The sequence below is a fragment of the Bradyrhizobium sp. WSM4872 genome, assembly GCF_055811715.1.
Genome location: NZ_JBVVPT010000057.1, coordinates 1 through 12,973, shown reverse-complemented (window position 1 = coordinate 12,973; position 12,973 = coordinate 1). Strand labels below are relative to the sequence as shown.

Below are 12,973 nucleotides of genomic sequence, written 5' to 3'. Positions count from 1 at the left end.
TCGGCACAAGTCGAGCTTGGTGCGGAGATCACCATCGGGTGGAAAACCGAGGATTGCCGGGCGCTCAACGCGCCGTAGAGTTGGTTAACAGCGGAGAATAGAAGATGAAGAAGTCCTACATCGTCGCCGGCGCCTTGGCGGTGACCGCGCTGGCAGTGGCCGCACTTGGGACGGCCAAGCTCGCGTTCGCTGGCGATCAGCTAACCGTCACCTCCTATGGAGGAGCGCGGCAAGCAGCTGAGCGCAGAGCCTATTTCGAGCCGTACGTCAGACAGACTGGCGTAAAGATTACTGAAGAAGAATACTCGGGCGAGACCTCAAAGATCCGCGCGATGGTCGAATCCAAGAGTGTAAGCTGGGACGTCGTCGTTGCCGATGGTGTGGGCGCCGTCCAAATGTGCGCTGAGGGCATTCTTGAGAGAATCGACTGGAAAAGACTGGGCTTGGATCAATCTAAATTCACTGGCGCGGACAAATATGACTGTGCCGTGCCGGTAGATAACTACGCCACGGTGGTAACCTACGACAAGGACAAGCTGCCGGACGGCCCGAAGACCATCGCTGACCTGTTTGATCTGCAGAAGTTCCCGGGCAAGAGGGGATTGTTGAGGAGCCCGTTCGGGAATCTAGAATGGGCGCTGATTGCCGACGGGCTGCCCATCAAGGATGTTTATAAAGTGCTCAACACCCCTGAGGGCGTAGATCGGGCGTTCAAAAAGCTTGATACCATCAAGAAGGACGTCGTCTGGTGGCAGACGGGCGCCCAACCGCCGCAGCTCCTGGCCGATGGTCAAGTGGTCATGACCTCAGGTTGGAATGGCCGGATCTATGATGCTGTCAAAAATTCTGGGAAGCACTTCGAGATCATGTGGGACGCGCAGGAGATTGGCCAGAGTGTCTATACAATTCCCAAGGGAGGCCCGCGGCTAGATGAAGCCTACAAGTTCATTGCCTTTGTCGGTTCACCGCAAGTGCAGGCCGGCTTTAGCCGCTACATCCCCTATGGGCCCGCCAATAGCGACGCCATCCCCTTTGTCGATCCAACGAACCTGCCGAACCTGCCGACGGCGCCGCATCATACGACCAGCGCATTGCTCATCGATGCTGTCTTCTGGGGAGACAAGGGCGACGAATTGCGCCAACGCTTTAACGCCTGGGTCGCGAAGTAGCAGGACCAATCAAGCGCGGGGACTTCGATCCTCGTCCCAGACCAGATAACCAATAGGAATCGATGGCTATGACGGTCGCACAGATCATGGGCAGCTCCGAGCGCGTACCGCTGAGGATTCAGCTGCAGCATGTCGAGCGTCGGCGCAAGCTAAAGGCCTTCACTCTGGTCTTACCGCTCTTACTCTTTATGCTGATCGCGTTCGTTCTGCCAATCGGCCGGATGATCTTCAACGCTGTCCACGACGATACGTTCCTTAGGTTGATGCCGCGAACAATGGCGGAGCTCAGGGGATGGAACGGCAAGGGCTTGCCTGATGAGACCGTCTATGCCGCGCTTGCCGGCGATATGAAGGAGGCATGGGCCCAGAAGACCGCCGCAGCACTCGGCAAGCGAATGAACTACGAGCTGCCCGGCATTGGAAGTCAGGTCATCTCGACGGCGCGCAAGGTCCGCGAGCTTGCTGCCGGCCCCTACAAGACGGCGCTCATCGATATCAATCCGCTTTGGGGACGCCACGAAGTATGGAGCCTTCTGAAACGCGGGACCTCGGAATACACGGCCTACTATCTCTTGCGCTCCGTGGACTTGCAGTACAGCTCCGACAGTCTGATTGTCGCGTCGCCACACGAGAACGCGATTTTTCGCGATGTTTTTCTGCGAACGCTTGGGATCAGCATCGGCGTGACTGTCGCGACCATTTTGCTCGGCTTTCCGGTGGCCTACCTTTTGGCAACGTTGCCGCCCAGGTCTAGCAATCTATTAATGATCATGGTCGTGCTTCCATTCTGGACCTCTTTGTTGGTGCGCACCACCGCCTGGGTCGTGCTCCTGCAGCAGCACGGTCTCGTTAACGACACGTTGATGACGCTGCATCTTATATCCCAGCCAGCCGAGCTCATCTTCAACCGGCTCGGAACGATCATAGCCATGACCCACATCCAGCTGCCCTTCACGTTGCTACCGATTTACAGTGTGATGAAGACGATCTCGCCCAACTATGTTCGCGCAGCTCGCTCCCTAGGCGCAGGACCCTTCTACGCCTTTTGGAAAGTTTACTTCCCGCTGACAATGCCCGGTATCGCCGCCGGCTGTCTGCTGACGTTCATTCTCTGCCTCGGGTACTACATAACCCCCGCGCTCGTCGGAGGGCCAGCTGACCAGATGGTGAGCTATTATGTCGCCCATTACACAAACGAGGAACTCAACTGGGGTATGGCGTCGGCCCTCGGCGCCATTCTGCTTACGGCGACGTTGCTCCTCTACTATGTCTTCAACAAGCTGGTCGGCCTTGAGCAAATCAAGATGGGGTGAGAACCATGACCGTTTCCGCTTATGCTTCTCCAGTGGAGAGGGGCTGGTACTATCTGCACCGCGTGATCTGTGGGGCCGTGCTACTATTTCTCATTGCCCCGATCATTGTGATCATCCCGCTGTCCTTCAATTCTGTACCGTTCTTCACCTATCCGATGCCGGGGCTGTCGCTGCGGTGGTATGAGGAATTCTTCCTCACAGCAAGGTGGCAGGGCGCGCTGCACAACTCTATCTTCGTCGCCTTATCTGTCACGCTGCTGTCGACGGTGCTAGGCACGCTAGCCGCCCTCGGGCTAACCCGCCCGAACTTCCCATGGCGAACGGCGGTCATGACCGTACTGATCTCGCCCATGGTCGTGCCGGTCGTGATTACAGCAGTCGGCGTGTACTTCTTCTACGCTGACGTTGGGCTGCTCAACAGTTATACCGGATTGATACTGGCGCACACTACGCTGGCCACGCCCTTTGTCGTCATTACCGTCACCGCGACATTGACGGGCTTCGACCCCTCGCTGACGCGCGCGGCCGCCGGGCTCGGCGCGCCGCCGATCACCGCTTTCTTAAAGGTAACCCTGCCGCTCATACTTCCGGGCATGATCTCCGGCTCGCTATTTGCTTTTCTCACTTCGTTCGATGAGACGGTCGTCGCTCTTTTCGTCGCTGGCGCCGAACAGCGCACCTTGCCGAAAGTGATGTTTTCCGGCATCCGCGAGGAGATCAGTCCGACGATCACTGCGGCGGCGACCGTATTGACCCTATTCTCGATCGTCATGCTGGGCACGATCGAACTGCTGCGGCGGCGCTCCGAGCGCTTGCGCGGTATCCGGAACACCTGACTTATTGTAACCATGCCAACGCCGTTGCTGATGCGACCGTGCTGCCAATTGCCCGTGCCGGTAGCCGTTAACATGCTTGAAGGACTTCTCTGATCCGGCGTATCGGCAATCTCGGGTTAGGCATTGGCTTTCCGCGTTAAACGACGAACTGTCCTAAGCCGCTTGAGGATGTCGGCCGAAGCGGGCGCGGGGCTGCGAAGCTGCTCACGATCCCGGAAAATCGGTGCTCACGATCGTCTGAAATCTTCGCTCATGATGCTCTGAAATCCGTGCTCACCATCCCGCGAAAGGCGCACTAGGACTATTCAACGCCGAGTGCGGGCCGTATTTGTGAAAGGGCATGCCGGAAGCTTGGCAATCCCCGCGCGTTAGGCGGCCGCCGCAAGAGGCGACCCCTTTAGCCGTCACCTGCTTTTTGCCTTTTGAACTGTTGCTTCCGTCGGCGCTGGTGAAACCTTCGCATTTGCTCGACTTGCAAAGGATTTCAGCGACCCCGTCGCAAACTTCACTGAAAATCGGCGCCGCGGGGCAATACACTTTTCGACGGCAGAACTCTGGGTCGTAACGCAGTGCAGAGACGTCCTGGGCAACAACGGGGTCAACCGCTGACGCCTCACGCGGACCTACCGTTGCGACTTAACCGCTCAGGCAAGAAGAACATTCATCATGTAGAACTTTGCAGCCTTGCCGCCCGGCGCCGCAATAGCGAGAGCGTTGGGACGTCGCGTGCGGAGCCTGCGAGAAAGGACAAGAGGGAGGGGCGATGAGAACTTCATTGATGATTACGAGCCATGTGACCGCAATCGGCCTGACGCTGAGTTTGCTAGCGCTGACGCAACCAGCTGTTGCCGGCGATCAGCTCACAGTCACTGCTGGAGGTGGGGCGTTTCAGCAGGTCTTGCGTAAATTCATATTCGATCCGTTCTCCAAGGCAAGTGGGATCAGGGTCGCTGATACCGAGTACGATTACGGCCTGGCCAAAATACGCGCGATGGTCGAGACGAAGACCGTTAGCTGGGACGTGGTCCTCGCCCGTGAGTCGGGGATCCGGCAATTATGCGCGGAAGGTCTCATCGAGACAATCAACTGGAACAAATTGGCCCTCAACCGTACCAAGCTCGACGGAGCCGACTACACCTACTGTGGGGTGCCGGCCGGCGTCGCTGGTACGGTCGTTGCCTATGAGAGAGACAGGCTATCGAACGGCCCGAAGACTATCGCCGATTTTTTTGATCTGAACAAATTTCCCGGGAAAAGAGGGTTGTTCAAGCATCCCGGGGTCAATCTCGAATGGGCTCTCATCGCCGACGGCGTACCCGTGAAGGACGTCTACAAAGTGCTCAATACGCCCGCTGGGGTCGACCGTGCTTTCAAGAAGCTCGATACGATCAAGAAAGATGTAGTTTGGTGGACCGCCGGCGCCCAACCGCCTCAACTGCTTGCTGATGGTCAGGTCGTTATGAGCCAAGCTTGGAACGCCCGTATTTATGACGCAGTCAGGAACTCCGGCGGGCATTTTGAGGTTATGTGGGACACTGCGATAGTAAACGGCAACGCTTGGGTCATTCCGAAGGGCAGCCCGCGATTGGACGACGCCTACAAGTTCATCGGCTTCGCTGGGTCGGCTCAAGCGCAGGCAGACGTGGCAAGCTACAGCGCCTTGGGGCCGAGCAACAAGGATTCGATGGGGCTTGTCGATCAGGTGGTCCTGCCCCACCTTCCGAATGCGCCCAGCCACCTGGGCAGAACTCTGCTTATCGACTCAAGCTTTTGGACAGAGAAGGGCGGCGAGCTTCGACAACGTTTTGATGCTTGGCTTACGAAGGAGGGCTGCGGCTAGTGCGAGCTTCAGATCTCTCCCGCTACTCTGGTGGACAAGGCGAGCGCGGATCCGCTTCTGTTTCCTGGGCCTCTCCGTGTCGCCGAATCTTGAGTTGAACAGCTTTTCCCGCTCCGTTTTCACACATCAGCCTAACGGTACCCTAGATGAACGTTCCTTGGCGCCGAGTGAGGAGCCGTTCTCGTGGATGCGCTCCACATACCACCGTGCTCCCACACCGTCGGTTGCATGGGGCGCTGATGGATTCCGTCACCGCCGATCGGTCTGGCGCCTCTCGAGCTCTCAGACATCAAGTGGAGAACGCCAGAAAGCATTCAGTACGTACTCTCCAACCTCTCCATTTAGGTGAAGGGGCAAGCCGCGTTAGCGACCAAACGTCCTCGAGAATCGAGGTAACGTTTGCAAAAACGCTCGCACCGCACGACGCGTTGGCCCAGGGCTGCCGTTCGACGGGCTTGAGCGCCGCGGCGAACAACAAAGCAGTCGCCGGCTTCCGTGCCGCAGCAGGTCGGCCTGACAGATACGAGCAGTCGACGAGGTTTATGTGGCTATGCGGAGCGACAGCTCAGTCCAGTGACGATTCTCGATGCGAGCACCACATCGGCAACGCGTAACAAAGATGTTCATGATACGAACAGCCGGCACTTGCGTAGCAACTGGCCGGTCACGAGCAAACTCTCCGGAAGAGAAATGCCCATCGAACGCAAGAGGTCTGCACAGAAATGGCTGAAGATATGATCCCCTTGGGCGAAAAGTTGTACCGCCAGGCCCAGGCGGCGCCGAACAAACCGGCGGTAAGTTGCGGCGCGACTAGCCTCACTTGGGGTGAGCTAGAGTCTCGGGCGAACCGGATCGCACGCGCCCTGGAGGGTTTGGGCGTCAAGCTAGGCGATCTTGTTACAATTGCCCTTCCGAATGGCGTCGAATTCATTGAGGCGTGCTGGGGTATTTGGAAGCTGGGCGCGACACCCCAACCGATCTCCTTTCGACTCCCGAACGCCGAACTGCGCGCCATAATTGATCTGGCCGCGCCTGCGCTTCTGATTGCACCAGCAGAGATGGAGACCTCCCAGCGACGGGTCGCGGTTGCCGATCTGCTTGCGCTATCCGACGACGCTCGTCCGGTTGCGCCGCGTGCGGCCCCCGTTTCGAATGCCATGACATCCGGCGGCTCGACCGGCCGACCTAAACTGATCCTCACTGGCTGGCGGGGGGAGACTCGGGCGGAGCCCGAAAGGCCGAACCTGTGGCGCCTAGGGCCAAAAGAGACTGCGCTGGTTCCTGCGCCCCTTTATCACGGCGGCCCATTCGAGTACTCCAAGGAGGTGCTCGTCCAGGAGGCGCATTTGGTGCTGACGCAGCGCTTCGACGCTGAGGCGGTGCTGGCCGAAATCGAGCGGCGAAAGGTCACTTGGATCTATCTGGTGCCGACCATGATGAGCCGTATCTGGCGACTGCCGGAGGAGGTGCGAGCGCGCTATGACATCTCGTCTCTAAAGACCCTCTGGCATTTGGCTGCGCCCTGCCCTCCGTGGCTCAAGGAGGCCTTCATCCGCTGGATGGGTCCTGAGGTGATCATGGAGCTCTATGGTGGCAGCGAGAACCTAGCCTACACCACCATCGCTGGAAGCGAATGGCTGAATCGCCGCGGGTCTGTCGGGCGCGTAAAATCGGGCGAGATGGCGGCCTTTGATGCCAACGGCCAAGTTTTGCCGGTAGGGGAGGTGGGCGAGATCTACATGCGCCGCGCAAAGGACCGGCCGCCCACGTACGCCTATCGTGGCGCAACGGCGCGCGTCCTGCCCGGCGGTTGGGAAAGTCTCGGCGACATCGGACACTTTGATGCCGAGGGTTACCTCTACCTCGGCGATAGGTGCACTGACATGATCCTGGTCGGCGGCTCTAACGTTTTTCCAGCCGAGGTCGAAGCCGCGATCGACGAACACCCGCTAGTTAGCTCGAGCGCGGTCGTGGGCCTGCCTCACGAGGACATGGGATCGTCTGTCCACGCGATCGTCCAGGCTCAAAGCGCCCTGACAGCGGACGCGCTAATGACGCACTTGGCCGCGCGGCTCGTCACCTACAAGCTTCCGCGCAGCATCGAGTTCGTCGACCACCCCTTGCGTGATGAAGCGGGCAAGGTGCGTCGCACAAAACTGCGTGACGAGCGCGTCGCTCGAACGAAGTCGCCTGTCAGCCGGCCTTAAACCGGCGCGCAGCCCTCTTTGAGGTGAAAGCTGCGGCGGGAACAAATGCGCCCGCTGCGCAAAAAGAGCTACAGAGCAGCCAAAGGAACCGAGACGTTGGCGAACTTCGTGACTATTGAGAGAGGCCTCGGACCAGGAGGCCGCGTCGCGGTGGTGCGGTTCGAGCGTGGCGATCGCATCAACGCGCTTTCTGATGATGCAACTCGCGAGCTGACGAGAGTGGCTCAATGCTTTGAGGACGACGCCAAAACCTCAGTCGTAATCCTCACCGGCGGGAAATCCTTCAGCGCTGGCGCAGATATGAAAGCCGGTGGAGCTCGGTCGCCCACCTCGACAGACGTAGCAGCGCTGCGCCGTCAGTTCAGGATAGGACCGCCGCTAACCCGCGCCTGGTATGAGATGGATCAAGTGACAATCGCTGCGATCGAAGGATTTTGCATTGGAGGCGGTCTCGCGCTCGCCGTTGCCCTCGACTTTCGGATCATGGCGCGCGACGCCCATATCCGTATCCCGGAGATTGCGCTTGGCATGAACATGAGCTGGCAGACCATCCCGCGAATGCTGCAGCTGATCGGCCCAGCCCGAACCAAGCAGGCGGTCATCCTTGCTGATCAGCGCATCTCCGCTGAAGAGGCCTATCAATGGGGCTTAGTGGAGCAACTCACGGAGCCAGGGATGACCTTCAACGCTGCCATGGAACTCGCCGAGAAGGTTGCTGCCCAGCCGTCGATCCCAGTCGCCATGACCAAGCAAACGATCAACCGTCTCGCCGGCGCGCTTGACGATCTCGCAAGCCACATGGACCTCGACCAGCTGACGCTCACCTGTCTGACTGAGGACCACAAGGAGGGTGTCGCGGCCTTCCGCGACAAGCGCGAGCCCCAGTTCAAGGGACAATAGCGGCGGGAACACTGGCGCTTCCCGCAATTTTCCAAAGCGCCATTTTAGCCGCAGAATAAGCGTGCTGTCTGGCTTGGCGCAATGCGACGTCGACAAATTGGACCAACCCGCCTGGGTCGCGCCCGGGCGCTAACACGACTGATCGGAGGATGCGATGGGATTGTTGGACGGAAAGGTGGCGATCATCACTGGCGCTGGTGGCGGGCTCGGCGAGGCCTACGCCAGATTGTTCGCTAAAGAAGGCGCAGCCGTGGTCGTCAATGACCTCGGGACCGACACGGATGGTTCGGGCACTAGCGCCGCTGCTAGCAGAGTGGTGTCACAGATCATTGCTTCCGGCGGCCGCGCAGTTGCGAATACCGACGACGTATCCACGCCAGCCGGCGGCGAGAATATACTAAAGACGGCAATTGAGGCCTTTGGCCAAGTTGACATATTGGTTTGCAATGCAGGCGTCTTGCGCGACCGGACATTTGCCAAGATCTCAGAGGAGGATTGGGATCTCGTCGTCAAGGTTCATTTGAAAGGAACCTATTGCTGCACGCTACCGGTTTGGAAGTGGCTCAAGGACAATCGCCGGCCCGGCGTGATAATTATGACGTCCTCGACGTCGGGACTGTTCGGGAATTTCGGCCAGGCAAATTATGGAGCGGCCAAAGCTGGCATCTATGGTTTGGTACGAGTTCTCTCCATTGAAGGCCGCAAATACGGCATCCGTGTAATGGGCGTGGCACCAAACGCGATCACTCGTATGTGGGCAGATATTCCAAGTATCCGGAAAAGCGAACTCGATTCCGTTCTGCATCCCGAGAACGTCGCGCCTGGCGTGCTATTCATGGCCTCAGAGCTGGGTGCGGCGCATTCGGGAAAGGTCCTCGCCATATCAGGGGAAGAGATCGCAGAGGTTAAGATGCTGATGACTGAGGGCTTCCATCCAAAAGGAGCCTACAGTGCGCAGGACTTGGCAGCACATGCATCTTCGGTTTTTTTCCCGGCAGATATGAAGCGGCTCCTCAACACGCCTTCAGTGTGAAGCTTGGACGTTGGCGCAGGCGGCAAGGAGAGCTGTCTGATCTTGCCCTTAGCTCCAGGCTTCCTGTAGCGCGGAAAAGACGCTCCCATTCGCACAGCGTAGCTGTCGATGATCCGATATGAAGTGACGTCTCGGGCTTCCGGGCCCTCAATGTTTCGCTCGGTTTACAACCTGTGAATGCTTTAAACAACCGCTCAGCCCCACTCTGCAAATGCAAGCACCTTCAGGAGAGCTCTGACATTGAAGGATCTGACAGCAGGGAATTTGCGCTCGTCTGCACCAAAGAGCAATCGGCCCGCCTGTGCTCAGGGCGCTCTAGGGATGAAATTCAGTAACGAGAGCTATTTAGACGCAGGATTTAGCAGCCAGCGCCCATTCATTGCATGAATTGGAACCAAAATATCACTATAACCATCTTGGGGCGCTCTTCTATTGGGGCCTTCTGCGGAAACGCACAGCAGAACAACAGGAGCCGACCTGAATCGCGAGATTTTCGCTCGCGCCTATGTCGTACCCTCCCAATGAGACAACAAGCCGAAAGCCTATCAATGTGTAATGGCCCGACCGGGCGCCTCGCCATACTCGACCTTGAAACGATCGGGCGGAACGTGTTCCGTGGCGCCAGCCCGAACCCTAGCTTACAACCGATATTCGGCGGGCAGCTGATCGCACAGTCAATGATCGCGGCATCCCGAACGGTGGACGCCCGGATGGCGCATTCCCTACATGCTTATTTCATTCAATCCGGCGACCCGACAGTGCCGATCACCTATGAAGTCGAAGTTCTGCGCGACGGCAAGAGCTATTCGAACCGCCGCGTCGTTGCCTCGCAGAACGGGAGAGTGATCTTCTCTATCAACGTGTCGTTTCATGCCGGCGAGCAGAGCCCCTTCGACCACCAGGACATGATGCCAGACGTGCCGCCGCCGGAGCAGCTCGCCGTCGACGCTTTGTCTAAGAAGTCAATGTTTTCAGAACTGCCGGAAGGAGTCCGTCGATGGTATGAACCCGATCGGCAAATAGACTTGCCCCTTCCTCCGATAGAATTGCGTCCGGTTGAGATTGGGCATTATGTCGGCAACAAGGCCCAGCATAGCAGGATTCATTTCTGGATGAGGATCGCTGAGAAGCTGCCCGAGGATCCGGCTTTGCACATGTGCGCGCTGGCATATGCCTCGGACTGGTCGCTGCTCGATGCTGTGATGGCGCGTTATGGCCGCACGGTTCTCAATGGCAGTGATATCCTAGGGGCAAGCCTTGACCATGCGATGTGGTTCCATCGTCCGTTCCGGGCCGACGACTGGCTGCTTTATGCGAAAGATTCGCCTAGCGCGCAAGGCGGACGGGGTCTCGCACGTGGCTTGATCTTCAAGCGTGACGGCACTCTGGTGGCGACCGTCGCACAGGAAGCTGCAATCCGCGAGCGCCGCTAGCCGCACGCGTGCACACACTTACTCGACTAACCGCCGGCTGGTAGCTCGAAATGCATGTTGTCAATGAGGGAGAGACCTTGTCCTCCCAAAGGTCGGAACTTTCAAGACAGGTAGAGCGACTACTCATCCGCAAATTGATCGGGATCGAGCGCAGCTGCTCCAATCTCTGCAAGAAGATCGGTGCGATCGATGCGCGCCGCGATCGCCCTTGTAGTCGTAGATCACGGTACGACCTGCTTATCGTGGGCAGGCCTGGCTGAGTACAGTCGAGCGCTTGAACTTCGCTTTTTTGTTTGATGCATTCCCCGGGTCAGCCGCCCAATCATCGCCATCAGCAGCGCTAGTCGACATCCTATCGATCTTTGTCGTTTGTGCAGACTCGCAGGTCAAGTTCCTCGATGTCGGTCGGCACAATGCCGATTGGCAGTGGCGGTGACCTGATCCGTGTAGCGACAGTGCCGCATACAGATTCACCTTTGCTCGAATAGAGACACGCTACGCTCTCACGAACAACGGGTTTTCAGCGGGTGCCCAACCGCATTTGCGCGCCCTCCATCCTTGCGGAAAGTTGCAGCCAGAGCAGATAGGTTGACAGTCCAGAACAACTCGTTTGTTACCCGAGCAGGAGCACCTCTGACGGCCATGGGATAATCAGGGGAGGGATCGCGCGAGGTTAGTACCTATTTCGTGGGCGCAAGATCATGGGACCGCTACTTTTGCAGAATTTCTCCGCCGGCAACGATCCTTTGCAGCTTTCGTGCGTCAGTCCAGTTTACGTTTTTTCTCCCTCACGAACTGCGGAGCTGGCAGCTGAGAGTTTTGTTGCGATGGTTCTGTGCCCGGAAAGAAGCCGGAAGCAGAATTCTCTCCCGGGGACAAACGAATGGATATCGCGTTCACGAAGGAAGAGCGGGCATTCCGCGACGAAGTCCGTCAATTTCTGCGAGATAGCGTCCCGCAGGAGACGCGGAAGATAATCAATGGCCGAGCTCTTTCGAGAGACGAGATGGTCGCTTGGACGCGCATTTTGCACAAGAAGGGTTGGGCTGTGCCTAACTGGCCGAAGGAATATGGCGGAACGGGCTGGACCCCGGCCCAGCTTTATATCTTTGGTGAAGAGCTCCAAATGTATCCCGTGCGAGGGCTGCCCGACTTCGGTACTTCCTTGGTAGGTCCGGTGATTTATACCTTCGGCAATGAAGCGCAAAAAAAATATTACCTGCCGCGCATTGCGAATGCCGATCATTGGTGGTGCCAGGGCTTTTCAGAGCCCGGCGCGGGCTCCGACTTGGCCTCACTTCAGACGCGGGCCATTCGCGATCGTGACAATTACATCGTCAATGGGCAGAAAATATGGACAACACTCGCGCAATTCGCCGACTGGATTTTCTGCCTGGTCAGGACAAATCCCGACGTCAAAAAGCAGCTGGGCATCTCCTTCCTCCTGATCGACATGAAGTCCCCCGGCATTACCGTGCGCCCGATCCAGCTGATCGACGGAAGCTACGAAGTGAACGAAGTCTTTTTGACAACGTGCGTGTTCCAGCTGAAAACCTTGTTGGCGAAGAGAATAAAGGGTGGGGCTACGCCAAGTTTCTCCTTGGCAACGAGCGGTTTGGCATCGCCAGCATTGGCTCAGCCAAGGAGCGCATCCGGCGTGTCAAGGAACTTGCTGCGCTGACCTGTACGGGTGATGGGCGGCTTATCGATCAGGCCACCTTCCGCGAAAAAGTGACGGCTCTGGAGATTCGCCTAAAGGCGCTAGAGATAACCCAATTTCGTGCGGTCGCTAACGCAGCCAAACCGCAGACCCCCACCCTAGACCCTGCAAGCACTGTCCGAAAAATTGAGGCTTCGGAGATCCAACAGCAAACAGCGCAGCTTCTGATGGACGTCGTAGGCCCTTATGCGCAGCCCTACCTGTCGGAAGACCGCATCCAGAGCCATGATAGTACGTCGATTGGTCCCGCTTGGGCCGCAGCTATTGCTCCTGGCTATTTCAATGCCCGTAAGGTCTCAATTTATGGCGGCTCGGACGAAATCCAAAAGAACATCATCGCAAAGGCGATCCTCCGTCTTTGACGTCCTTCGTTAGTCGAGTGGGTGAGGCGGCGTAAGCCTTTGTGCAGTGAGCTTAAGGGGCTGGCACGGGCGGATTCAGGAGACTTGACCTTGCCCCACGGGCTTAATCCAGTTTGAAGTTCGCTCTGGCCCAAGACGAGGACCAGAGCATGAAGCGCAA

The 12,973-nt window shown here is 57.9% G+C and carries 8 protein-coding genes and 1 pseudogene; all 9 read left to right on the top strand.

The window, feature by feature from the left end; genetic code table 11:
• Positions 1-104 precede the first annotated feature (104 nt).
• Positions 105-1,169, top strand: coding sequence for an ABC transporter substrate-binding protein (locus AC0L3C_RS35955; RefSeq protein ID WP_473410384.1), 1,065 nt, complete (start codon positions 105-107; stop codon positions 1,167-1,169).
• A gap of 62 nt (positions 1,170-1,231) precedes the next feature.
• A complete protein-coding gene (locus tag AC0L3C_RS35950; RefSeq protein WP_473410383.1) occupies positions 1,232-2,482 on the top strand; it encodes an ABC transporter permease in 1,251 nt (416 codons plus the stop codon).
• 5 nt (positions 2,483-2,487) lie between these two features.
• Positions 2,488-3,318: an ABC transporter permease gene (locus AC0L3C_RS35945; protein WP_473410382.1), complete on the top strand. Its 831-nt coding sequence runs from the start codon at positions 2,488-2,490 to the stop codon at positions 3,316-3,318.
• Positions 3,319-4,081: 763 nt separating this feature from the next.
• Entirely contained in the window at positions 4,082-5,158 is a 1,077-nt protein-coding gene (locus AC0L3C_RS35940; protein ID WP_473410381.1) for an ABC transporter substrate-binding protein, read from the top strand.
• Between the two features lie 722 nt (positions 5,159-5,880).
• A complete protein-coding gene (locus tag AC0L3C_RS35935; RefSeq protein ID WP_473410380.1) occupies positions 5,881-7,365 on the top strand; it encodes an AMP-binding protein in 1,485 nt (494 codons plus the stop codon).
• Positions 7,366-7,461: 96 nt separating this feature from the next.
• On the top strand, positions 7,462-8,265 hold the full coding sequence (locus tag AC0L3C_RS35930) for an enoyl-CoA hydratase/isomerase family protein (RefSeq protein ID WP_473410385.1): 804 nt from the start codon (positions 7,462-7,464) through the stop codon (positions 8,263-8,265).
• 154 nt (positions 8,266-8,419) lie between these two features.
• Entirely contained in the window at positions 8,420-9,298 is an 879-nt protein-coding gene (locus tag AC0L3C_RS35925) for an SDR family NAD(P)-dependent oxidoreductase (protein WP_473410379.1), read from the top strand.
• Between the two features lie 521 nt (positions 9,299-9,819).
• A complete protein-coding gene (locus AC0L3C_RS35920; protein ID WP_473410378.1) occupies positions 9,820-10,731 on the top strand; it encodes an acyl-CoA thioesterase in 912 nt (303 codons plus the stop codon).
• Positions 10,732-11,614: 883 nt separating this feature from the next.
• Positions 11,615-12,813 (top strand): annotated as a pseudogene (locus AC0L3C_RS35915) (acyl-CoA dehydrogenase family protein).
• Positions 12,814-12,973: the final 160 nt, after the last annotated feature.